Annotated in this window: 22 protein-coding genes; 10 read left to right on the top strand and 12 right to left on the bottom strand. The window is 66.3% G+C overall.

The genetic code is table 11. From position 1 onward, the window contains the following. Window positions 1–6: 6 nt before the first annotated feature. The 10 genes from ACMV5O_RS05285 (at window position 7) to ACMV5O_RS05240 (ending at window position 9,479) form a co-directional block, all read left to right on the top strand. Window positions 7–1,386, top strand: a complete 1,380-nt coding sequence (locus ACMV5O_RS05285; RefSeq protein WP_324541829.1) for a cbb3-type cytochrome c oxidase subunit I — start codon at window positions 7–9, stop codon at window positions 1,384–1,386. A gap of 175 nt (window positions 1,387–1,561) precedes the next feature. Next, window positions 1,562–2,650 (top strand): type I glyceraldehyde-3-phosphate dehydrogenase, encoded by a 1,089-nt coding sequence (locus tag ACMV5O_RS05280; RefSeq protein WP_416162513.1) that lies wholly within the window; start codon window positions 1,562–1,564, stop codon window positions 2,648–2,650. A 45-nt stretch (window positions 2,651–2,695) separates the two neighbouring features. Next, window positions 2,696–3,310, top strand: a complete 615-nt coding sequence (locus ACMV5O_RS05275) for a cytochrome c oxidase subunit 3 family protein (protein WP_416162512.1) — start codon at window positions 2,696–2,698, stop codon at window positions 3,308–3,310. A gap of 10 nt (window positions 3,311–3,320) precedes the next feature. Beyond that, window positions 3,321–3,602: a cytochrome C oxidase subunit IV family protein gene (locus ACMV5O_RS05270; protein ID WP_416162511.1), complete on the top strand. Its 282-nt coding sequence runs from the start codon at window positions 3,321–3,323 to the stop codon at window positions 3,600–3,602. Further along, window positions 3,599–4,399: a CbbQ/NirQ/NorQ/GpvN family protein gene (locus ACMV5O_RS05265; protein WP_416162510.1), complete on the top strand. Its 801-nt coding sequence runs from the start codon at window positions 3,599–3,601 to the stop codon at window positions 4,397–4,399. Before ACMV5O_RS05270 ends, ACMV5O_RS05265 begins: the two co-directional genes overlap by 4 nt. Before the next feature lie 28 nt (window positions 4,400–4,427). Then, entirely contained in the window at window positions 4,428–4,835 is a 408-nt protein-coding gene (locus ACMV5O_RS05260) for a hypothetical protein (protein ID WP_416162509.1), read from the top strand. A gap of 17 nt (window positions 4,836–4,852) precedes the next feature. Then, window positions 4,853–5,866 carry a 4Fe-4S binding protein gene (locus tag ACMV5O_RS05255; RefSeq protein ID WP_416162508.1) on the top strand — a complete coding sequence of 338 codons (1,014 nt, stop codon included), beginning with the start codon at window positions 4,853–4,855 and terminating at the stop codon, window positions 5,864–5,866. A 3-nt stretch (window positions 5,867–5,869) separates the two neighbouring features. Next, complete coding sequence (locus ACMV5O_RS05250; protein ID WP_416162507.1) at window positions 5,870–7,795, top strand: nitric oxide reductase activation protein NorD; 1,926 nt, start codon at window positions 5,870–5,872, stop codon at window positions 7,793–7,795. Window positions 7,796–7,799: 4 nt separating this feature from the next. Beyond that, complete coding sequence (locus tag ACMV5O_RS05245; protein WP_416162506.1) at window positions 7,800–8,558, top strand: Crp/Fnr family transcriptional regulator; 759 nt, start codon at window positions 7,800–7,802, stop codon at window positions 8,556–8,558. 216 nt (window positions 8,559–8,774) lie between these two features. Then, window positions 8,775–9,479, top strand: a complete 705-nt coding sequence (locus tag ACMV5O_RS05240) for an EAL domain-containing protein (protein ID WP_416162505.1) — start codon at window positions 8,775–8,777, stop codon at window positions 9,477–9,479. 75 nt (window positions 9,480–9,554) lie between these two features. Here the strand turns inward: ACMV5O_RS05240 and ACMV5O_RS05235 are convergent, their stop codons facing one another. The 12 genes from ACMV5O_RS05235 to ACMV5O_RS05180 form a co-directional block, all read right to left on the bottom strand. Then, on the bottom strand, window positions 9,555–10,742 hold the full coding sequence (locus tag ACMV5O_RS05235; RefSeq protein WP_416162504.1) for an NnrS family protein: 1,188 nt from the start codon (window positions 10,740–10,742) through the stop codon (window positions 9,555–9,557). Window positions 10,743–10,803: 61 nt separating this feature from the next. After that, window positions 10,804–12,420 carry a cytochrome D1 domain-containing protein gene (locus ACMV5O_RS05230; protein WP_416162503.1) on the bottom strand — a complete coding sequence of 539 codons (1,617 nt, stop codon included), beginning with the start codon at window positions 12,418–12,420 and terminating at the stop codon, window positions 10,804–10,806. Beyond that, on the bottom strand, window positions 12,417–13,625 hold the full coding sequence (gene nirJ / locus ACMV5O_RS05225) for a heme d1 biosynthesis radical SAM protein NirJ (RefSeq protein ID WP_416162502.1): 1,209 nt from the start codon (window positions 13,623–13,625) through the stop codon (window positions 12,417–12,419). Before nirJ ends, ACMV5O_RS05230 begins: the two co-directional genes overlap by 4 nt. 139 nt (window positions 13,626–13,764) lie before the next feature. After that, window positions 13,765–14,304, bottom strand: a complete 540-nt coding sequence (locus ACMV5O_RS05220) for an Lrp/AsnC family transcriptional regulator (RefSeq protein ID WP_416162501.1) — start codon at window positions 14,302–14,304, stop codon at window positions 13,765–13,767. Then, window positions 14,304–14,822: an Lrp/AsnC family transcriptional regulator gene (locus ACMV5O_RS05215; RefSeq protein WP_416162500.1), complete on the bottom strand. Its 519-nt coding sequence runs from the start codon at window positions 14,820–14,822 to the stop codon at window positions 14,304–14,306. The genes ACMV5O_RS05220 and ACMV5O_RS05215 overlap by 1 nt, the downstream gene beginning before the upstream one ends. After that, on the bottom strand, window positions 14,815–15,849 hold the full coding sequence (locus ACMV5O_RS05210; protein WP_416162499.1) for an Lrp/AsnC family transcriptional regulator: 1,035 nt from the start codon (window positions 15,847–15,849) through the stop codon (window positions 14,815–14,817). The genes ACMV5O_RS05215 and ACMV5O_RS05210 overlap by 8 nt, the downstream gene beginning before the upstream one ends. Next, a complete protein-coding gene (locus tag ACMV5O_RS05205; RefSeq protein ID WP_416162498.1) occupies window positions 15,849–17,057 on the bottom strand; it encodes a cytochrome D1 domain-containing protein in 1,209 nt (402 codons plus the stop codon). The genes ACMV5O_RS05210 and ACMV5O_RS05205 overlap by 1 nt, the downstream gene beginning before the upstream one ends. An 85-nt stretch (window positions 17,058–17,142) precedes the next feature. Beyond that, window positions 17,143–17,526 (bottom strand): c-type cytochrome, encoded by a 384-nt coding sequence (locus ACMV5O_RS05200; RefSeq protein ID WP_416162497.1) that lies wholly within the window; start codon window positions 17,524–17,526, stop codon window positions 17,143–17,145. A gap of 108 nt (window positions 17,527–17,634) precedes the next feature. Beyond that, window positions 17,635–17,964 carry a cupredoxin domain-containing protein gene (locus ACMV5O_RS05195; protein ID WP_416162496.1) on the bottom strand — a complete coding sequence of 110 codons (330 nt, stop codon included), beginning with the start codon at window positions 17,962–17,964 and terminating at the stop codon, window positions 17,635–17,637. A gap of 133 nt (window positions 17,965–18,097) precedes the next feature. Beyond that, window positions 18,098–18,976 carry an ethylbenzene dehydrogenase-related protein gene (locus ACMV5O_RS05190; RefSeq protein WP_416162495.1) on the bottom strand — a complete coding sequence of 293 codons (879 nt, stop codon included), beginning with the start codon at window positions 18,974–18,976 and terminating at the stop codon, window positions 18,098–18,100. Window positions 18,977–19,018: 42 nt separating this feature from the next. Beyond that, the gene (locus tag ACMV5O_RS05185) at window positions 19,019–19,627 is read right to left on the bottom strand and encodes a NapC/NirT family cytochrome c (RefSeq protein ID WP_416162494.1); all 609 of its coding nucleotides are present in this window, start codon (window positions 19,625–19,627) and stop codon (window positions 19,019–19,021) included. Between the two features lie 69 nt (window positions 19,628–19,696). Further along, the gene (locus ACMV5O_RS05180) at window positions 19,697–21,379 is read right to left on the bottom strand and encodes a cytochrome D1 domain-containing protein (RefSeq protein WP_416162493.1); all 1,683 of its coding nucleotides are present in this window, start codon (window positions 21,377–21,379) and stop codon (window positions 19,697–19,699) included. Window positions 21,380–21,497 lie beyond the last annotated feature (118 nt).

Raw genomic sequence — 21,497 nt, 5'->3', positions numbered from 1 at the left:
TCACAGATGCAATACAAATCACAAGCGGTCGCCATGCCCTACTTCATTGCGGCGATCGGACTATTCGTAGGGCAAATCATATTCGGCCTAATTCTGGGCATGCAGTACGTCGTCGGCGACTTCCTGTTCCCGGAAATCCCGTTCAACGTCGCCCGCATGGTGCACACCAACCTGCTGATCGTGTGGCTGCTGTTCGGCTTCATGGGGGCGGCCTATTACCTCGTGCCTGAGGAAACCGAGACCGAACTGTACAGCCCGAAGCTGGCGCTGATCCTGTTCTGGGTCTTCCTCGTCGCCGGTGCGGCCACCATCCTCGGCTATCTGCTGGTGGATTACGCCACGCTCGCCTCGGCAACGGGTAACGACATCCTCGCCACCATGGGCCGCGAGTTCCTCGAGCAGCCCCTGCTGACGAAGATCGGCATCGTCGTCGTCGCCCTGGCCTTCCTGTTCAACATCACCATGACCGTGCTGAAGGGCCGCAAGACCGTCATCAGCATCGTGCTGCTGTTGGGCCTGTGGGGTCTGGCGATCTTCTTCCTGTTCTCCTTCTACAACCCGGTCAACCTCGTTCGCGACAAGTTCTACTGGTGGTGGGTGGTGCACCTTTGGGTGGAAGGCGTGTGGGAACTGATCATGGCCGCGCTGCTCGCCTTCGTGCTGATCAAGGTCACCGGTGTCGACCGCGAAGTGATCGAGAAGTGGCTGTACGTGATCATCACCCTGGCGCTGGTCACTGGCATCATCGGTACCGGTCACCACTACTTCTGGATTGGTACGCCGGAGTACTGGCAGTGGTGGGGTTCGATCTTCTCCGCGCTGGAGCCGATTCCCTTCTTCGCCATGACCGTGTTCGCCTTCAACATGGTGAACCGCCGCCGCCGTGAGCATCCGAACAAGGCTGCCGTGCTGTGGGCGCTGGGTACCGGCGTGATGGCCTTCCTCGGCGCTGGCGTGTGGGGTTTCCTGCACACCCTGGCTCCGGTGAACTACTTCACCCACGGCTCGCAGATCACCGCGGCCCACGGTCACATGGCCTTCTACGGTGCCTACGTGATGGTCGTGATCACCATCATCAGCTACGCCATGCCGATCCTGCGCGGTCGTGCGGCGAACGACACCAAGGCCCAGGTGGTGGAGATGTGGTCGTTCTGGCTAATGACCATCGCGATGGTGTTCATCACGCTGTTCCTGACCGCCGCCGGCATCCTGCAAGTGTGGCTGCAGCGCGTCTCCGACACGCCGATGTCCTTCATGGCGACCCAGGACCAGCTGATGCTGTTCTACTGGATGCGTGAATGGGCCGGGGTGATGTTCTTCATCGGCCTGCTGACCTACCTCGCCAGCTTCTTCATCAAGGGCGAAGCGAAGGGCGTCAAGGCCTGACATGCAGCAGGTGCAGTAGTAGCAACTCCTGGGCGATCCAGGGGAAGGGGTTGGGGCGGCGCGAGCCGCCCTTTTTTTTCCTGCCGACGCCAGCCTTCGTCAGCCGAACCGCTAGAATGCCGCTTCCCCGCGTACGCCGGCCCTGGTGCCGGCTTTCGCCCTGCAAGAGCCCACCGTGTCCGCAACCGCCCCTGTCTCCCCCCAAGCCACACCCGGTTTCCGCATTGCCATCAACGGCTATGGCCGCATCGGCCGCTGCTATCTGCGTGCCTTGCACGAGGCCGGCCTCAGCGAGCAGTTCCGCGTCGTCGCCATCAACGAGCCGGCCGATCTGGCGAGCATCGCCTACCTCACCCGCTTCGACTCCACCCACGGTCGCTTTCCGGGAACGGTGGACAGCACCGAAGACACGCTGCTGGTGGAAGGTCGCTCGATCCTGGTCACCCATGCCCACCGCCCCGAGACGGTCGACTGGGGCGCGCTCGAGCTCGATCTGGTGGTGGAATGCTCCGGCCAGTACGGCAGCCGCGCCGAACTGCAGCGCTTTCTCGACGCCGGCTGCCCCCGCCTGCTGCTGTCGCATCCGGGCAATGGTGCCGAGGACGTCGACGCCACCATCGTCTATGGCATCAACCACCATGAGCTGCGCGGCAGCGAGGGCCTGGTGTCGAACGCCTCCTGCACCACCAACGCCGTGGTCCCGGTGCTCGACCTGCTGCAGCGCGAGATCGGCATCGAGCAGGTCCTGCTCACCACGCTGCATTCGGCCATGAACGACCAGCCGCTCATCGACGGCTACCATCACACCGACCTGCGCCGCACGCGCTCGGCCATGCAGTCCATCATCCCGGTATCGACCGGCCTGGCGCGCGGCGTCGAGCGCCTGCTGCCGGTCCTCGCCGGCCGCGTGCAGGCCAAGGCCATCCGCGTGCCGACCCACAACGTGTCGGCGATCGACATGGTGCTGACCCTGGCGCGCGACGTCACCGCAGGCGACATCAACCATCTGCTGCGCAGCGCAGCCAGGGGCTGCTATGCACGGCTGATCGCGTACTCCGACGAAGCGCACGCCTCGATCGACTTCAATCATGACCCGCATTCGGCCATCGTCGATGGCGGCCAGACGCGCGCGATCGGGCCGCGCATGGTCAATCTGATGATCTGGTTCGACAACGAGTGGGGCTTTGCCAGCCGCATGGCCGATGTCACCCGCCACTGGCTCACCGGTGGACACCCCAACCCGGCGGCACCGGACACCAATTAACCACGATCAAGTTCAAACCATGCGCGCTTGCCTAGACTGCCGCGCATGGAAACGACAAGCACCTCCCTTCCGGTCGCCCCCGCGAGCACCCCCACCCCAGCCAGCGGTCCGCGGCTGGCGGGCGACCTCGCCATCTGGTTCTTCATCCTGGCCGAACTGCTGGCCTTCGGCGTGTTCTTCGCCGCCTACGCCTTCACGCGGGCGAACAACATCGAGCTGTTCAATGCCGAGCAGGCGGCGCTCGACCGCAACGCCGGCGCGCTCAACACCATCCTGCTGCTGACGGCCAGCTACTTCGTGGTGCGGGCGGTCCAGGCGGCCGAGCTGCGCGCCTCGCGCGCCGCCGCGAACTGGCTGCTGGGGGCCATCCTCGCCGGGCTGGGTTTCATCGTCGTCAAGCTGGGCGAGTATGCCGCCGCATTCGCGCACGACATCAGCCTGTCGAGCAGCCCCTTCCACATGTTCTACCTGTCGCTCACCTTCTTTCACTTCATGCACGTCATCCTCGGCCTGGTAATCCTGGTGGCGATGTGGAACGGCGCCCGCCAGGGCCGTTACGGGCCGGGCGACATGAACGGCCTCGAGACCGGCGCCGCCTACTGGCACATGGTGGATCTGGTGTGGCTGATTCTCTTCCCGCTGGTCTACGTCATTCACTGAGGAGCCGGACATGGACGTCCAGATGCACGGCACGCCCCGGCGCGCCACCTGGCTGTGGATCACGCTGATCGCCGCCACCCTGCTCACCTGGGGCATGGGCATGCTCGGCGCCACCGGAACCTGGGCCATCGCCGCACTGGCGACGATCTCGTTCTGGAAAGGCGCGGTGATCATTCTCGACTTCATGGCCCTGCGCCACGCGCCCCTGTTGTGGCGCGCCGTCACCATGGGCTGGATGATCCTGGTGTGGGTCGTCATCGCCATCGCCTACATCAAAGGACTCGCACAATGAAGCCGGACACGCCCAACCTCGACATCCCCTTCTATCAACCCGCCGGCGACGAGGTCGAGGTCTTCGAGCACGCCTGGAAGAACCGCCTGCCGCTGCTCATCAAGGGCCCGACCGGCTGCGGCAAGACGCGCTTCGTCGCCCACATGGCGGCCCGCCTCGGCCTGCCGCTGTTTACCGTCGCCTGCCACGACGACCTGACCGCCGCCGACCTCGTCGGCCGGCACCTGATCGGCGACGGGCGCACCCTGTGGTGCGACGGCCCGCTGACGCGTGCGGTGCGCGAGGGCGGCATCTGCTACCTCGACGAGGTGGTCGAGGCGCGCAAGGACACCACCGTCGTCCTCCACCCCCTGGCCGACGACCGCCGCATCCTGCCCATCGATCGCACCGGCGAGGTGCTCGAGGCCCCGCCCGGCTTCATGCTGGTGGTGTCCTACAACCCCGGCTACCAGAACCTGCTCAAGGGCATGAAGCCCTCCACCCGGCAGCGCTTCATCAGCGTGCGCTTCGACTTTCCGCGTGCCGCGCAGGAAGAGGCCATCCTGATCGGGGAGACCGCCTGCCCGCCCGACCTGGCGCGGCGCCTGGTCGCGATCGGCGGCGCCCTGCGCTCGCTCAAGGACCGCGACCTCGAGGAGTCGGCGAGTACCCGGCTGCTGGTCTATGCCGCGCTGCTGATCAAGGACGGCATGGACCCTGTGGCAGCCTGCCGGGTGGGCATCGTCGAAAGCCTCACCGACGATGCAGACATCGCCGAGGGACTGATGGAAGTGGTTTCCGCCACCTTCGGACGCTAAGCCTGCACCGGCGCGCTATAACAAATTCATGAACATCGAACGCCCTGACCCCCTCAAGCACATCATGCCCGGTCCGCAGCTCGCGGTGGCCGCCGAGGCGCTGTTCCTGATCAACCTGATGCTGTTGCCCGGCCTCGCCTTCCTCGCGCTGATGGTCCTGTGGGCCAAGCATCACGACCATGCCGACCCGCTGGTGCGCAATCACCTGCGCCAGACCGGCTGGACCTGTATCTGGGGCGGCCTGCTGCTGGTGATCATCAGCGTGTCCATCTTCCTCCTCGGCGGCTTCGACAACCCGTGGACCTGGGTCATCGGCGTGCTCTATTTCACCGTGGTCCATGCCAGCCTGATCCTGCTTGGGGTGATGGGCCTGTCGCGCGCCATCAACGGTCGCAGCTGGCGCTATCCGGTTTTCGGGCCGCGCGAACCGGCGTGAGCGGACAGGAACACGCTATGGCAGGGCCCGCGTCCACACGCCGCGTCATCCCCATCGCCCGCATTGCCGCAGCGGGCGAGGGGCAAGGGCCGCGCTCGCGCCAGCGCCTGCGCCTGGTGTTCCAGGTCGGGTTCTTCGCGCTGTTCGTGCTGGCGCCGGTGTTCAACCTGTTCCGCTACGACCTCGATGCGGACCACGCCTGGCTGCTGGGCATGGAATGGCGGCTCGGGCTGGACCCCTTCCTCGCCGGCCAGGCGAGCGCCCTCGAGGCCGCGGGCAACATCATCCTGCGCCTGTTCGTCCCGCTGCTGGTGGTGGCGGCCGCGGTACTGTGGGTGGCGTGGAAGTGGGGTCGGATGTACTGCGGCTGGCTCTGCCCGCACTTCTCGGTGGTGGAAAGCATCAACACGCTCATGGCGCGTGCCACGGGCAAGCCCTCGGTGTGGGAGAAGCATCGCCTACCGGCCTGGAAGCCCGATGGCACGCCGGCCCGGATCGATGCGCGCTGGTGGGGCGTGGTCGTGCCTGCCGCGGTGGCCTTCGCCTTCCTGTGGGCGGTCGTCCTTCTCACCTACCTGCTGCCGCCGGCCGAGGTCTACGGCAACCTGTTCGCCGGCGAACTGACCCGCAACCAGTTCATCTTCATCACCGCAGCGACCGTGGTGCTGAGCCTCGAATTCCTCTTCGCGCGCCACCTCTTCTGCCGCTTCGTGTGTGCCGTTGGCCTGTTCCAGAGCCTGGCCTGGATGGGCAACAAGGACGCCATGGTGGTCGGCTTCAAGCGCGAACGCGCCAGCGACTGCGCGAGCTGCCTGCCCGATCGCCAGTCCGCCTGCGACGCCGTGTGCCCGATGCGGCTACGCCCGCGCAACATCAAGCGCCACATGTTCACCTGCACGCAGTGCCGCCAATGCATCGACGCCTGCGGCGAAACCCAGCGCGACAACCCGCAGGGCGCGCTGCTGAGCTGGGTCGCCGACGAGGCGGCGCGGCAGAACGAAGCGGGTTTCCGCGCGCTCAAGGAACGCTGAACCATGGAAGAATCCGTCGGCCTGCTGTGGCACCGCCTGATCACCCGCGCCGCGGGCGGCCACTTTCCCAAGGCCGCGGTCAGGCTCAAGGACATCGACAAGGTCGCAGGAGTGTTCTTTCGTGCCCTCGGCGGCGACCCCGGCCTGCGTGTCGCCGCCGCCACGGCCGACGCCCATGGGGCGCGACGCAGCCTGCTGCAACGCATCGCCGGCGCCGACGAACGCCTTGCGCGCGGCCGCATGGACCTCTCCACCCTGCGCCTGCCACCGGAGATCGACGCGCTGCCCGAGCGCAGCCTGAACCGCGACCTTTACCTATGGCTGGCCGCACTCGCCGCCGGGCACGCCGATGGTGACGCCGACGCCGATGCCGCGGTCGACGCTGCGCTATCCCCCTTGCCCCAGGGCCAGATCGACGTGGAAGCCAGCCGCGAGTTGCGCGAGAACCAGCGTGCCACGCTGCGCGCGCTCAAGCGCTGGCCAGGGATGGAGGCGCGCTATCGGCGCCTGGTCGATGCCGTCATCGCCCAACGCCGCCCGCCCTCCAAGCTGCCACCGGCCGAGGCGGAGCGCGAGACCCTGCTGCGCCAGGCGATGCACGCCCCTGGCAGTGTGGCGGCCTTGCCCGCCCTGCCGCTCAAGGCCAAGCCGGCGCAGCCGGTGCTGCTGTGGCTGAGCGACTTCCGCAGCAAGGACGTGGCCGGCCTCACCGGCAGCGGCAGCGGCGCCGAAGCGGCCGAGGGCGGCAACAGCCGTCCCGGACGCGACGCCAGCCAGCAGGCGCACCGCGTCGAACGCCAGGAGAATGCGCCCGAGAAGCACGGCATGATCATCCCCTTTCGCGCCGAGAGCCTGCTGTCGGTGGCGGAATTCATCAAGGTCAAGCGCAGCACGGACGACGATCCGGACGACAACGCCGCCGACGCCGCCGCCAACCTCGAGCACCTGTCGATCACGCGCGACAACGAGCGTGTCGCCTCCAAGGTGCGCTTCGACCTCGACCTGCCCTCGGCCGCCGAGGACGACGTCGTGCTGGGCGAGGGCATCCCCCTGCCCGAATGGGACTACCGCAAGAACCTGCTGCGCGAGGACCACGTGCGCCTGATCGAGCTGAGCGCCGCCGCCCATGATCCGCGTGCCGTCCCCTGCCCGCTGCCCGAGCCGCTGCGGCGCACCGCGCGCCGCCTGCACCGCCAGTTCGCCGCACTCACGCCGGGCCGACGCTGGCTCAAGGCGCAGGGCGATGGCAGCGAGCTCGACGTCGATGCGGTGGTGCGTGCCGCCACCGACCGCGCCAGCGGCCACCACCCCTCCGACCAGCTCTATCTGTCGCTGGAAAAGCGCGAGCGCGATCTCGCCTGCCTGGCCCTGGCCGACCTGTCGCTGTCGACCGACGCCTGGGTGTCGTCCGAGGCGCGCGTCATCGACGTCATTCGCGATTCCCTGCTGCTGTTCGGCGAGGCCCTGATGGCCACCGGGGACCGCTTCGCGCTGTGCGGCTTCTCGTCGGTCAAGCGCAGCAACGTGCGCTTTCACCGCCTGAAGGACTTCGACCAACGCTTCGACGACCGTGCCCGCGGCCGCATCATGGCGATCAAGCCCGGTTACTACACGCGCCTGGGCGCGGCCATCCGCCACGCCACCAGCATCCTCGACAAGCAGTCGGCGGCCCGTCGCATCCTGCTCATCCTGTCCGACGGCAAGCCCAACGACCTTGACCTCTACGATGGCCGTTACGGCATCGAGGACACCCGGGTGGCGATCGTCGAGGCCCGTGGCCGTGGCATCGTGCCCTTCTGCGTGACCATCGATCGCGAGGGCGCGAGCTACCTTCCGCACCTGTTCGGCCCGGCCGGCTTTGCCGTCATCCGCCAGCCCGACGAACTGCCCGCCCGCCTGCCCATGTTCTATGCCCAGCTCACCCGGTGAAGCCATGAACCACCGAGACCTCCCCTGCGCCCAAGCGCTGCATGACAACACGCCCGGCGAGCCGGCCACCCCGGAACTCGAGCGCCTGTGCCGACTTCTCGGCCAGGCTTCGTTGTTCAACGGCCTCGGCTGCCACGAGATCGCCCGCTTCGCGCGTGGCGTGCGCGAGCTCAAGGCCGCCCGCGGCGACATCCTGTTCCATCGCGGCGACACCTGCCACGGCTTTCACCTCATCCTCAGCGGCCAGATCAAGCTCGCCTTCACCTCGGCCGAGGGCAACGAAAAGGTGGTCGACATCCTGCATCCCGGGCAGAGCTTCGGCGAGGCGGTGATGTTCATGGACAAGCCTTACGTGGTGATGGCACAGGCGCTGACCGATGCCAGCCTGCTGCACATCGGCAAACAGGTGTTCTTCGACGAGATGGCCGGCGACCCGATGTTCTGCCGCAAGATCATCGCCGGCCTGGCACAGCGCCTGCACCAGTTGATGGCCGACGTCGAGAGCTACTCCTTGCGCTCGGGTCGCGAACGCATCATCGGCTACCTGTTGCGGGAGGAAGAGCGCGAGGGCGAGGGCGTCGCCGTCGGCCGCGTGTCGATCCGCCTGCCCACCAGCAAGGGCACGATCGCCTCGCGGCTCAACCTCACCCAGGAGCACTTCTCGCGCATCCTGCACGAGCTCACCGATTCCGGCCTGATCGAGGTCGAGGGCCGCACCATCCACATCCCCGACATCGGCAAGCTGCGCATGAGCCTGGGCTGAGCCCTCTGCTTGCGTGCGGTGCACGGATCGCTCGCCCGATCGTGCATTTCATCCTTGACCGGCCCTGCGCCCGACCAATAATGTCGCGCACACTTTCTTGCCCAGGCCGCTTCGATGACAGAACAGGAAATTCAGCTGCACCAGGCCATCCCGGCGGACAAGGCGCCCGCCTGTGAGCGTTGCCGCGCGCTAGAGCCCCTGCCATTCGATTTCAGCATGGCTTTTCAGCCCATTGTCGACCTCGGCACGGGGGCGGTCTGGGGCTGGGAGGCACTGGTACGCGGCGCCAATGGCGAAGGCGCCGCCAGCGTGCTGTCACGGGTGAACGACGACAACCGTTACCAGTTCGACCAACGCTGCCGCACCCGCGCCATCGAAATCGCGCATCAGCTTGGGCTGACCTCTAGACTGAGCATCAACTTCCTGCCCAACGCCGTCTATGAGCCACGTGCCTGCATTCGCGCCACCATCGAGGCGGCGAACCGCGTGGGCTTCCCGCTCGACCGTCTGCAGTTCGAGATCACCGAGGTCGAGGAGGTGCAAAACGACGGCCATCTGCGGCGCATCGTCGAGGAATACCGCGCGATCGGCTTCGGTACCGCGATCGACGACTTCGGCGCCGGCTATGCCGGACTCAACCTGCTCACGCACTTTCAGCCCGATACGCTGAAGCTCGACATGAACCTGATCCGCAACATCGACCAGGACCGTCGGCGTCAGCTGATCGTGCGCCACCTGACCCTGCTCGCGGCCGAACTGCCCTGCACCTTGATCGCCGAGGGCGTGGAGACCCTCGACGAGGCCCGCTGTCTGGCCGACATGGGCATCAGCCTGCAGCAGGGCTACCTCTACGCACGCCCCGGCTTCGAGTCCTTGCCCGTTCCCGATCCGGGTGTGCTGGCCAGCCTGCTCGCCGCCTGAGTGCACCGTGGGGAGCCAACGGACCTTGCCCGGTCCGCAGGCCGCGGCGGCCTACGCATGGACTCGCCCTTCCGCTCAGCCCTCCTTGCCGTCGACCCTCGCGCGCAGCAGGAAGGGCGTGTAGCGCCACAGATAGAGCGCGAAGCCGAGCGACCACAGCATCGCCGCGGCATGGATCCCGCCGACCAGCGCGGCAGGAATCAAGGCCACACTGAGCACACGCACCAGCGCGGCCAGCAGCACCAGCGCATAGGCCAGCGTCTCGATCGGGCCGGCGACCAGCATGCGCCCGGTGTGACCGAGCGCGGTGCGCGTGATCATGCCGATGATCAGGCCACCGGTCGCACCGATCGCGAGCGCATGAATGCCGGCCGAGCGCGGCAGCACGCCGAACTGCGTGAGCGCGATCAGCGCGAGGCCGAGCGGAATCCACAGGTAGGCCAGGTGCAGCACCCACAGCAGCGGCACACCGCGGGTCGCCCACGGGTTCCAGCCCCCCAGCCGCAGCGCCTGCAGGATCGCGGCGAGGAGCGACACCGCCCCCGCCCAGGCGCCCGCACCGAGCGCCCACAGCAGCAGGGCGAGGCCGGTGGCGATGGCTGCCGCCCAGTCCAGACGCGGGTCGCGCCACTGCTTGATGCCACGCACGGCGTTGAAGGTGAACATCGGGATCACGCGCCCGCCGATGACGGTCTCCAGCACCACGATCAGCCCGAGCGCAAGGTGCATCGCCATCAGCGGATCGATCTCGAGTACGCCCAGCACCGCGAGGTGGAAAAGCAGGTTGGTCAAGGCCAGCAGCCCCGGCAGCACGCCGACGAAGTAGTTGCGCTTGCTCTTGGCCTTCACCAGCACCCGCAGCAGCAGGGCCGCGGCCACCGGCAGGAAGGCGATGTCGATGACTGCGACCCACACCCCGCTGCCAAAGGCCATCGCCAGCCGTCCCGCCAGCCACAGCACAGCCAGCGCCAGCAGCGGCTTGCCGGCGGGCGTGTCGAGACCCGTCCAGTTGCGCCCCGCGGTAAACAGGAAACCGATGATCACCGCCACCGCGAAGCCGAAGATCATCTCGTGCGCATGCCACCACATCCCCGGAATCGGCAGCTCGAGCCCACCGGAATACGCCACCGCCCAAAGCGGAACGGCGACCGCCGCGAACAGCGCGGCGAGCAGATAGAAGGGCCGGAAGGCGAGCGCCCACAGCGAGAAGGTGTCGGGCGGGATGCGTTTGGTGGTGGGCTCTTCGAGCGGAATCAGGGGCATTGCGTGTTCTCGGGGATGGCGGGGCGTAGGTGATGCGAAAGGAGGACGTCGGGCACCCGCCTCAGTGGCTGGTGCCTTCCTCGCGGGTGATCTTGTTCCAGACGTTGTACTTGCCGACCGGCTTTCTCATCGGCAGGCGCTTGACCTCCTCGAGCGTCTGCGCGTCGAGCACGATCACCGCGCCGTCGTCTTCCCACAGGCTCGCCAGCGCATGGCGGCCGTCACGGGTGAACTCGATGTGAGCGAGCGTCTTGCCGGGCTCACCGGTGATCTCCCTGACCACCTCGAGCGTCTGCTTGTCGATCACCTGCAGGATGTGCTTGGCCTCGGGGCTCATCATCGAATCGACGAAGGCGAAGCGGCTGTTGCCGTGGCTGCGCAGGAAGAAGCCCGGGCCGCGGGTCGGGATGCGCTTGATGACCTCCCAGGTCTTCATGTCGATGACCGTGACCTCGCCCGCCTTCAGGTTGGTGCTCGCCATGACCGTGCGCGGCTTTGCATCGGGCCCGGCCGCGGGGTCGACCCACTCCCAGGTGATGCCCGAACCGAGGTGCGGCATGCCGTCGAGCGGCAGGTTGGCGATCTTCTTGCGGACGTCCAGGTTCACCACCTGGCCGACGCCCTCGCGCGAAGCACCCATCAGCTCGGAGTAGTCCTGGGTGAAGAAGAAATCGTCCAGCACCTCGGCCAGGATGGTGCGGCGCGGATTCAGGTAGCCGGGGATGAAGCTGCCTTCGCGCTGGGTGTAGTCGTGGATGAAGCCGGTCGGGATGTCCTCGACCGCCTTGGTGTAGCTGATCTCCCACACCTCAGGCACGTCCTTGAGCGCGGCGATGAAGGACTGGCGCGGCGTGGCGTCATAGACCGCGGACACGCGCGAACTGATCTTGCCGTCACGGTCCTTGGCCTCGATCGACTTGATCAGCTTGAGGTCACCGTCGAGCAGCACCAGGTTGTGCGGCAGGTAGTTGGCCACCGCCACGTGCTTGCCATCGGGCGAGGCGGCGACGTTGCGGGTATTGATGCCGGCGCGGATCTCGGCCACCACCTTCAGGTTCCACAGGTCGAACTTGGTGATCCAGCCGTCGCGCGAGCCGAAAAAGACATAGCGCCCGTCGCCGGCGAACTTGGGCCCGCCATGCAGCGCGAAACGCGACTGGAAGCGGTGGATGGGCTCGAGCTTGTCGCCATCGAGCACGCTGACATGGTGGTCGCCCGCCTCCACCACCAGGAAGAGATTCATCGGATCGGCGTCGAACACCGGCTTGTCGGACAGCGTGGCCGGATCGACATGCTGAATGCGCGAGGCGGTGATGTCGGCATCGGTCCAGCGCGGCTCGGGCACCACCGGGGTGTAGATCCAGTCGGCGATGGCGGCGATCTCGTGCGCGGCCAGCTGGGCGGCGAAGCCCGGCATCTGGGTCGCGGTGCGGCCCTCGGCGATGACCTTCAGCGCCTCGCCCTTGCGCAGGCGCGAGAGGTTCTCGGGCAACAGCGCCGGCCCCATCGCGCCGAGGCGATTGGGCGCATGACAGGCGGCGCAATGCTGCGCGTAGAGCTGGGCGACGTCGACACCGGCCGGCGCCGTGGCCGCGCCTGCCGGCTCGGCGGCCGTCGCCGCGGGCAGCACGAAACCGAGGGCGACCGCGACGACGGCAAGGGACGGAAGGGCTTTCATGCCGACACCTTGGTGATGCGCACCCAGGGGGTGGTGACGACGCGCTCCGCGCCGTAGTCCTCGGCGCTGACACCGATCTCCTCGTCGTCGAGATAGCAGGCGGGATCCTCCGCCCAGGGGTTGCCGGTCACCTGTTCGGCGCGCACGCGCGAGCTGCCGTTGCAGATGTCCAGATAACGACAGGCGCCACAGCGGCCCTCGAGCTTGCGCGGGTGCTGCTTGAGTCCTGCCAGCAGCGGGTTGGAGAGGTCGTTCCAGATCTCGCCGAAGGCGCGCTGGCGCACGTTGCCGAGCGGCACATGCCACCACATGGTGTCCGGGTGAACGATGCCCAGGTTGTCGATGTTGGAGACATTGACACCGCTGGCGTTGCCGCCCCACTGGCGCAGCTTGGCCTCGATGTGGGCAGCGCGCTCGGGAAAGCGGCGCTGCACCCAGTGCAGCAGGAAGGGGCCGTCGGCGTCGTTGTTGCCGGTGACGAAGTCCTTGTCGATGCCGCGCCGATGCAGGTCGAGGCAGGTCTCGAACAGCAACTCCATGGCTTCGCGCGTGGTGCGATGGCGGGCGTCGCCGGCGCGGTTCTTGTTGCCCCGGCCGGCATAGTTGAGGTGCGAGAAGTAGAACTTGTCGATGTTCTCGTCCTCGACCAGCTTCAGCAGCGCCGGCAGGTCATGGGCATTGCCCTCGGTCATCGTGTAGCGCACGCCAACCTTGATGCCGCGATCGCGGCACAGGCGGATGCCGTGCATCGAGGCCTCGAAGGCGCCCTGCTTGCGGCGGAAGTGGTCGTGGGTGGCGCCGATGCCATCGAGGCTCACGCCAACGTAATCGAAGCCGATGGCGTCGATCGCGTCGATGTTCGATTCGTCGATCAGCGTTCCGTTGGAGGACAGGCCGACGTAGAAGCCCATGCCCTTGGCGCGACGGGCGATGTCGAAGATGTCGGGCCGCAACAGCGGCTCGCCGCCCGACAGGATCAGCACCGGCACGCGTGCCGCCTTGAGATCGTCCATGACCTTGAACACCTCGGCGGTATCGAGCTCGCCGGGAAAGTCCTTGTCGGCCGAGATCGAATAGCAGTGCTCGCAGGTCAGGTTGCAGCGCCGGATCAGGTTCCAGATCACCACCGGGCCTGGCGGATTGCGCCGCGGGCCGGCAGGGGTCGGGTGATCGAGTTCGCGGATGAATTGGGAGATGCGGAACATGGAAACCTCCTTGTTGCCGCGATTACAGCCCAGCGAGACGAGCGGGAAAATGATGCCGGTCAAGGGGCGCCCGATCCCACCGCGGATGAAGCCGAAAGGCCGCGGTTCGTGCGCCTTCGCGCGGAGCCTTGCGCCCCGCTCAGCCGCCGATGCGCAAACCGGTCTTCTTCAGGATCCCAGCGGAGAACAGCACGTCACGCCCTCGGCAGGCGCCGCCGAACTCAGCCTCGAGCAGCGTGGCGATCTCGTCCACGCGCGCCATCGCCGCTTCGCGACTGCCTGCGTGCACCATCGCGAACAGGTTGTAGGGCCAGTCCGGCAGGTGGCGCGGGCGGCGGTAGCAATGCGTGACGAAAGGCAGCGCCCCGACCCGCTCGCCGACCGCGTCGATCAGCGCATCGTCGATGTCCCACACGCTCATGCCATTGGCCGTATAGCCGATCGCATAGTGGTTGGGTACCGCGCCGATGCGACGTATGCGGCCGTCGTCCAGCATCGCCGCCATGCGCTCGCGCAAGATCGGCTCGCTCACACCGAGTTGCGCGGCGATGGCCGCATACGGTCGCGGCACCAGCGGCAAGCCGCCCTGAGTGGCGAGCACGATGCGACGGTCGAGATCGGCGAGCGTACCCTCACTCCCCCCTTCAGCGCCCGTGCCGTCCATTGCGTTCGCCCGCATCACGCCTCCAGCTTCATTTCGACGAAGTATTCCCTCTCCTTCGGGAACAGATGCACGGCCAGGCCGGTAGCGGCCTCCATGCGCCGTGCGCAATCCTCGATGCCAGCCGGCGATTCGGTGGCAAGCACGAACCACATGTTGAGCGCGTGCTCGCGCCGGTAGTTGTGCGCCACCTCGGGAAAGGCATTCACGGCCTCGACCACCCGCGCCCAGTCCGCCTCCGGCACCGCAATCGCGGCCAGGCAGAAGGCGCCGCCCATGCGCTCGATCTGGAACATCGGCCCGAAGCGGGTCAGCACATGATCGTCGAGCAGGCTTTGCAGGCGCGCGATGACTTCAGACTCGGGCAGGCCGAGCGCCGCCCCGACCTCGGCGAAAGGCGTCTCGCTGAGCGGGAAATCGCCCTGCAAGGCGTTGATCAGACGACGATCGACCTCGTCCGGCGCGCGCCGCGCCGCCACGCCACGACGGCCGCCCGACCCTGCGCGCTCGCCCGCGCCGGCCTTCGCCTCAGACATGGGCGGCATCGCTGGCAGCCAGATAACGAGCGCCGGTCTGCTTGAAGCGACGGCAACTGAACAGCACGGCGTGCGGATGGGCATCCAGGCCGAGGCGGGTGGCCAGATCCTCGCGCGCGGCGAGCACCTCGTCGCGCGCACTGCCGTGAATCATGCAAAAGAGGTTGTAGGGCCACTCCGGCACAACGCGCCGGCGGCGATAGCACAACGTCACCGCCGCTTCGCCAGCAAGGCGGCGGCCGAGTTCGGACACCTTATCGTCCGGCACATCCCACACGCACATGGCGTTGGCTTCCAGCCCCAGTTCGTGATGACGCACGACCACGCCGAAGCGCCGGATCAGACCTTCCTCGACCCAGCGCGCGACCAGCTCGAGGGTCATCGCCTCGCTGAGCCCGACGCGGGCACCCAGTCGGGCGAAGGGCTGCGGCTCGATCTCCAGCCCCTGCTGCAGGGCGGTGATGAGCGCGCGCTCGATGGTGGGCAGCGCACACGCGGCGTCGCCCGTGCCGAGGGCGATCGGCTCATGACGCGGCGTGCGTGCCACCCCCGGCCCCTTCAGGTCAAAGCCGAGGTCGATGTGGAACTCCTCTTCCAGCGGCAGCACGATCACCTCGCAGCCGGTATCGCGCTCGATGGCTGCGACCACCTCGCCCAACTGTGCCTGCGACGCTGCGGTGACCACGAACCACAGGTTGTAGCGATGCTCGCGCTGGTAGTTGTGGTTGATCGAGGGCTCCCGACTCACCCGCGCAGCCACTTCCTCGAGGCGCTCGGGTGGCGCAGCCAGCGCGGCAAGCGCACTGGCCCCCAGGCGCCGCGGCGCGAACACCGCCCCCACCCGGCTCACCAGGCCCTGCTGCCTGAGCGCGCGGTAGGCGGCGATGACCGCCTCTTCGCTACTGCCGACGCTGTTGGCGATAAGGGCGAATGGCCGCGCCTCGAGCGGGAAGTCACGCTGCCACTCGTTGAGCAGGCGAAAGGCCGTGTCGTTGACCGTGCTCGGCAGGCTGACATTGCGTGGCATCAGAACCCCGTGCGCGCGGCGCGCGTGGTGAAGAAGATGCCGCTCGGACTGAGTGAGTCGAAGCCACCGATCGGCTGTTTGGAGGCGGTGTCGTAGATGACCACGCGATTGTCGTCGCGGGCGGACAGCCACACCTCGTGGCCCTTGGACAGGAACTCCATATGCAGGATGCCGCGGCCCGGCTGCAGGGTATGGGTCACCTCGCCGCTGACGGTGTCGATGACCTGCACCCAGCCATTGTCGGGGAAAGCGAAATTGACCCAGATCTCGCGTCCATCGGGCCGTGCCATGGCGAACACCGGCTGGCTCTTGACCGGGATGCGGCCGACCTCCTGCCAGGTATCGGTGTCCACCACCAGGACCTCGTGGCGCCCGATCGCCGGCAGATAGGCTCGCCCGCCGGCCACCGACCAGCCGCGCAGATGCGGCATCTTGAACACCGGCAGGGGTTCCTCGCCGCGGCCGTAGCCCGCGAGGATCTTGCGGCTGCCCTTGTCCAGGTTCCACAGATCGATCAGTGCCAGGCCATCCTCGCCGAACAGCCCGGCGATGTAGTAGCGGCCATCGGGCGTGACAAGCGCGTCATAGGGCTGCTTGCCACCGGCGAAGCGCTGGGTGACCGGATTGCGCGGGTCGGAGAAATCGGTGATGCGGATCTCGCCGGCCTCGAACAGCGCGTAGATGAACCGCTTGCCCGACAGGTCAGCGAGACCGACCACCTTCGAGCGCCGGCCGTCCTCGGTGGTGGCCGGCACGTCGGCGACCAGCTCGAGGGTATGAGCATCGAAGGCCTTGATGCCACCCGGCTCGTAGTTCTGCACCACGACCAGGCTGCCGTCATGCGAGATCGAGCCGCCGATCGCATTGCCCGCCTGCAGCACGCGGCCGACCACCTTCGCCTCGAGCAGGTCGACCTTGGTCAGCCCACCGTCGCGCCCGAAGACGAAGGCATGACGTCCATCGCGCGAGAACACCACCGAGGCATGCGACAGGTCGCCCAGCCCATCGACGGTGGCGAGGACACTTCGCCCAGTGGTTTCAACCACCTTGACCTTGCCATCGGCGCGCTCGATGACGACACCGAGGTCACCCGTGCCGCGCAGCGTCACCGGCGGCGTGCTCGCACACGCCGAGAGCAGGAACACGATCGCGGGCAGGATCACGGCCCACAGGGCGGGCGGCGCGAGACGAACGGCTTGGGAAGACATGCGGACTCCAGCATTCAGGGCCGGGAGTGGCCTGGAAAGGTCGGGTACGACAGGGTGGATGCGGCGAGCGTGCGGCGCACGCTGCTCAATTCAGCGAACTCGTCGCGGGCAGGCCAGCGTCGGGCGGAAAACCCCGCATCAACTGATCGACGATCCATTCGGCCTCGGCCTCGGTGACGATGCCGCGAAAAGGCGGCATCGGCGTGCCGGGGCGACCGCCCATGATGGTGGCCACGAGGCCCTCGGCCGGCTTGTCGGCCAATGCCTCGACCGTGAGCGCGGGGCCCAGGCCACCCTTTAGCGTCAGGCCATGGCAGGAGCCACAATCCTGGCGAACGACGTGTACGAGCTCGCGATAACGGTCGGGATCGGGCGCGGGCGGCCGGGTGTCGCTTGCGGCGGCGAAGGCAGAAACCAGGGCAGCACCAATGAACACGGCGACATGGGCAACGAGGGGCGGCAGCTTCATCTTGTTCTTCCGACGGGCTTCGATTCGGGAACAGGATGGACTTTTGAGCGTTCCGAAACCTTGACTCGAATCAACCCCATCTGCAGCAGGGTTGCCCGGTGCACAGGCTCAGTCCTCGACGATGACCACGCCCAGCATTTCGGGGTGCGGCCCGCAGCGGTACTCGAAACGACCGGGCTGATCGAAGGTGCGCGACCAGCGCTCGCCCGGGAAGAAGCGCTCGGATTCTTCGTTCGCGGCGATGAAGTACACCGAGTGACTGACCCGCTTTTCCTCGTTCACCCAGGTGACGGTGTCGCCGGTCTTGATCCGCAACTCGACCGGTACAAAGGTGTACTTCTCGATCAGCACCTGGTGGTCTGCGGCCGCGGCCGGTGCGCAGAAAGCCCATGCGCTCACGGCTGCAGCGATGAACCGGCGATCAATTCCTGCCTTCATGGACGCTGCTCCTGTCGTGGAACAAGCACATTCTGGACGTTCCAGACGCGAACGGGAACCCGGGCAAGCCCGAATTCCCGCTCAGTTTCAGAGACGCCTGCCACGCTCGCGTGGCGCAAGGGCGCCGGCGATATCAGTGCTTGGCGGCCTTCACATCGCCTTCGGCATCGATGCCCAGCTTGTAGCCGAGCGAAACATGGTGGTAACGACCGGCAGCGTTGTCGTTGTGGATGGCGAAGCCGAAGTTGTAGCTCTTGCCGGCCTCGAGCGTCACGTCACCTTCACCGCCGGTGAGCTTACGGGTGAACACGACCGCCCAGGCATCACCGTCCTGCTTGCCTTCGGCGCTCACCAGCGCCGCCCCGCCTTCCATGACGCGCGTATCGGCGACGTGTCCATTGAAGCCCTTGTTCTCGCCGCTGCGCCACTGGTAGAGATCGTAGAACTTGCCGTCGGCCAAGGAGCCGCCTTTCACGTACTTCTTCTTGGCGTCGTCGGCGCCCGGCATGGTGCGCGAATCCTGGTGGCAGGTCGCCCAGCATCCGCTCTGGTCGGCGAGCTCGACCTTGCCGCCCGACTCGAGCATGAAGGCGATCTTGACCGGGTTGGCCTCGTCCATCTTCGGCGCGCCCGAGGCGGCCGGCTGCTTCCAGGAGAAGCGCAGGTAGAGGTTCTCGCCATCATGCGCCGCCTGGACCGTCACCGGGATGAAGGGCGCCTTGCCCGGGATCGGGTTCGGCTCGAGCTTCTGGCCGCTGGCGATCTTCTTGCCCATGTCGGCCGCCTCGTCGCTGTGGCAGTCGGCACAGGTCTCACCCTTGCGCAGGGCACGGGCGCCACCGTGCTCGGTACCCTTCTGGATCCACTCGAGCGGCGATACACCCGGGTAGAACAGGGTGATCTCCTTGGCGTCGACCTTGCCCCAGTCGGGCGCGGCAGCCAAGGCGCCACCCGCACCAAAGGCCAGAAGTGCGCCGACGGCGCCGGCAATCATCGTCTTCTTCATCGTCATTCCCTCACTGTGCTTGGGTTGGCCATTCTTGCGCGAGAAGGCTTACTCCTCGTCTTCCTCGGTCATGCCTTCCGGCTTGTGGTGCGCGATGCCCTTATGGCAGTCGATGCAGGTCATGTTGTCTTCCTGCGCCATCTCGTGCTGCTTGCGCGCACGCTGCTTCTGCGCCTCGGTGTTCATGCTCTCGAAGCTGTGGCAGTTGCGGCACTCGCGCGAATCGACCGCCTTCATGCGCGCCCATTCGCGGCGCGCCAGCTCCAGACGCTTGGCTTCGAACTTCTCGGGTGTGTCGATGGTGCCGGTGATCTTGCCCCAGACTTCGCGCGAAGCCTGGATCTTGCGGATCATCTTGTACGTCCAGTCCTTCGGCACGTGGCAATCGGAGCAGACGGCACGCACACCGGTGCGGTTGCTGTAATGGATGGTCTCTTTGTACTCCTGATAGACGTTGTCGTGCATTTCATGGCAGGAGATACAGAATTTCTCGGTATTCGTCGCTTCCATGGCGGTGTTGAAGCCGCCCCAGAACAGGATGCCGATGACGAAACCGACCGCGAGCAGGCCGCCCAGGGATTTCTTGGAGGGGCGGCGAAGGCGCGCCAGCAGGCCGCCAGATTGTTCTTGTTTGGTGTTGCTGTCTCGATCTGACATGGAAACTTTACCCTCTCTGCCCCCGCGCCGAGGCGCGGGGGTTTCTCAGGCTACGATCGAACCGGCCGATCAGTAGATATCGTGCATCGTGTTATAGACGTTGAACTTGCCGGTCGGCGTGACCATCTCGGGCGAGGTGATGACCTTCTTCAGTTGCAGGGTCTTGTCATCGTAGATCACGATGGCCGACTGGTCGGTCTTGCCGCCCCACAGCGAGATCCAGACTTCGTCACCGGCCTCGTTGTACTCGGGGTGGGTCGCGCGACGGATCGCCTTGCTTTCCGGCAGGCCGGAATCCTTGGCGACGTCGAGGCGCTTGGGCTCCTTCGACAGGTCGGTCAGGTCATACACGTACACCGACTCGGCGATCTCGCGCTCCGGGTTCATCGGCGCATCGGCCCACAGGTTCTTGGACTTCGGATGCGTCTTGACGAACAGGTTGCCGGCGCCCGGCATCTTGAGCTCCTGGACGACCTTCCAGTTATGCTCCTTGAACTTGGCGAACTTGGCGTCGTCGTGCGCGGTCGAGATCAGCGACACGACGTCGTCACCCAGGTGACCCGTCGCCCACACCGGACCGAACTGCGGATGGACGAAGTTGGCGCCGCGACCCGGGTGCGGGATCTTGGCCGTATCGACCAGGGCAGCCAGCTTGCCGGTCTGGGTGTCGACCGCTGCCACCTTGTTGGAGGCGTTGGCCGCCACCATGAAGTAGCGCTTGGTCATGTCCCAGCCGCCGTCATGCAGGAACTTGGCGGAATTGATCGTGGTGGTCTTGAGGTTGTCGATATCGGTGTAGTCGACCAGCAGGATCATGCCGGTTTCCTTCACGTTCACAACCCACTCGGGCTTGATGTGCGAGGACACGATCGAGGCCACGCGGGGCTCGGGGTGGTAATCGCCATCGACGGTCTGACCGCGGGTCGACACGATCTTGTACGGCTCGAGCGTCTCGCCGTCCATGATCGAGTACTGGGGCGGCCAGTAGGTGCCGCCGATCAGGTACTTGTCTTCGTAACCCTTGAACTTGGAGGTATCGACCGAACGCGCATCCGAACCCAGACGGATGGTGGCCACCGTCGTCGGCTCTTCGTAGAACATGTCGATGATGGTGGTCAGGCCATCGCGACCCACGGTGTAGACATAGCGGCCCGAGGCGGACAGACGCGAGATGTGAACCGCGTAGCCGGTGTCGAGGATCTTCCAGATCTGGTGCGTGTCACCGTCGACCAGGGCCAGCTTGCCGGCGTCGCGCAGGGTGATGGCGAACACGTTCTTCAGGTTCACCTTGTTCATCTGCTTGGTCGGACGCTGGTCAACCGGAACCAGAAGCTTCCAGCTGTCGCGCATGTCCTTGAGCGAGAACTCGGGCGGGACCGGCGGCTCGACCTGGATGTAGCGCGCCATCAGGTTGATTTCTTCGGGCGTGAGGATGTCGTCGTAGTTGACCATGCCGCCTTCGGTACCGTAGGCGATGATCTTCTCGAGACGGTCGGTACCCAGCTTCAGGGTGCCGCCTTCCATCTTCGTGCCGTCGGGCATGGTCTTGCTCCAGGCCGGCTCGAGGTTCTTGCCGGTGGCGCCCTTGCGCAGCACGCCGTGGCAACCGGCACAGCGCTCGAAGTAGATCAGCTTGCCCTGCTCCATTTCCTCGGCAGTCAGCTTGGGAGCTTCCTGCGCCCAGGCGCTGCTCATCGCCAGCGGCAGGATTGCCATGGCGAGCGTCTTACCGATCAAGCTTTTGTTTTGCATTTCCCTCTCCTTTACGACACGGGATGTGAAACAACACGGTGAGGGCAGTATGGTTTTTTAGGCAGTCGCCGATCCTTGATGTGAATTAATTTTCCCCATGACGCGTAAGGATAAAGTT

The sequence above is a fragment of the Thauera sp. WH-1 genome (genome assembly GCF_047806685.1).
Taxonomy (GTDB): Bacteria; Pseudomonadota; Gammaproteobacteria; order Burkholderiales; family Rhodocyclaceae; genus Thauera.
The sequence above is the reverse complement of the archived record's forward strand: the minus strand, read 5'-3'. Positions and strand labels throughout refer to the sequence as shown.

What these genes read in the sequence shown, in the direction of transcription:
- ACMV5O_RS05285 (WP_324541829.1), top strand. Translation starts at nt 7, where the DNA reads ATGCAATACAAATCACAAGCGGTCGCCATGCCCTACTTCATTGCGGCG.
- ACMV5O_RS05275 (WP_416162512.1), top strand. Translation starts at nt 2,696, where the DNA reads ATGGAAACGACAAGCACCTCCCTTCCGGTCGCCCCCGCGAGCACCCCC.
- ACMV5O_RS05270 (WP_416162511.1), top strand. Translation starts at nt 3,321, where the DNA reads ATGGACGTCCAGATGCACGGCACGCCCCGGCGCGCCACCTGGCTGTGG.
- ACMV5O_RS05265 (WP_416162510.1), top strand. Translation starts at nt 3,599, where the DNA reads ATGAAGCCGGACACGCCCAACCTCGACATCCCCTTCTATCAACCCGCC.
- ACMV5O_RS05260 (WP_416162509.1), top strand. Translation starts at nt 4,428, where the DNA reads ATGAACATCGAACGCCCTGACCCCCTCAAGCACATCATGCCCGGTCCG.
- ACMV5O_RS05255 (WP_416162508.1), top strand. Translation starts at nt 4,853, where the DNA reads ATGGCAGGGCCCGCGTCCACACGCCGCGTCATCCCCATCGCCCGCATT.
- ACMV5O_RS05250 (WP_416162507.1), top strand. Translation starts at nt 5,870, where the DNA reads ATGGAAGAATCCGTCGGCCTGCTGTGGCACCGCCTGATCACCCGCGCC.
- ACMV5O_RS05245 (WP_416162506.1), top strand. Translation starts at nt 7,800, where the DNA reads ATGAACCACCGAGACCTCCCCTGCGCCCAAGCGCTGCATGACAACACG.
- ACMV5O_RS05240 (WP_416162505.1), top strand. Translation starts at nt 8,775, where the DNA reads ATGGCTTTTCAGCCCATTGTCGACCTCGGCACGGGGGCGGTCTGGGGC.
- ACMV5O_RS05235 (WP_416162504.1), bottom strand. Translation starts at nt 10,742, where the DNA reads ATGCCCCTGATTCCGCTCGAAGAGCCCACCACCAAACGCATCCCGCCC.
- ACMV5O_RS05230 (WP_416162503.1), bottom strand. Translation starts at nt 12,420, where the DNA reads ATGAAAGCCCTTCCGTCCCTTGCCGTCGTCGCGGTCGCCCTCGGTTTC.
- nirJ (WP_416162502.1), bottom strand. Translation starts at nt 13,625, where the DNA reads ATGTTCCGCATCTCCCAATTCATCCGCGAACTCGATCACCCGACCCCT.
- ACMV5O_RS05220 (WP_416162501.1), bottom strand. Translation starts at nt 14,304, where the DNA reads ATGCGGGCGAACGCAATGGACGGCACGGGCGCTGAAGGGGGGAGTGAG.
- ACMV5O_RS05215 (WP_416162500.1), bottom strand. Translation starts at nt 14,822, where the DNA reads ATGTCTGAGGCGAAGGCCGGCGCGGGCGAGCGCGCAGGGTCGGGCGGC.
- ACMV5O_RS05210 (WP_416162499.1), bottom strand. Translation starts at nt 15,849, where the DNA reads ATGCCACGCAATGTCAGCCTGCCGAGCACGGTCAACGACACGGCCTTT.
- ACMV5O_RS05205 (WP_416162498.1), bottom strand. Translation starts at nt 17,057, where the DNA reads ATGTCTTCCCAAGCCGTTCGTCTCGCGCCGCCCGCCCTGTGGGCCGTG.
- ACMV5O_RS05200 (WP_416162497.1), bottom strand. Translation starts at nt 17,526, where the DNA reads ATGAAGCTGCCGCCCCTCGTTGCCCATGTCGCCGTGTTCATTGGTGCT.
- ACMV5O_RS05195 (WP_416162496.1), bottom strand. Translation starts at nt 17,964, where the DNA reads ATGAAGGCAGGAATTGATCGCCGGTTCATCGCTGCAGCCGTGAGCGCA.
- ACMV5O_RS05190 (WP_416162495.1), bottom strand. Translation starts at nt 18,976, where the DNA reads ATGACGATGAAGAAGACGATGATTGCCGGCGCCGTCGGCGCACTTCTG.
- ACMV5O_RS05185 (WP_416162494.1), bottom strand. Translation starts at nt 19,627, where the DNA reads ATGTCAGATCGAGACAGCAACACCAAACAAGAACAATCTGGCGGCCTG.
- ACMV5O_RS05180 (WP_416162493.1), bottom strand. Translation starts at nt 21,379, where the DNA reads ATGCAAAACAAAAGCTTGATCGGTAAGACGCTCGCCATGGCAATCCTG.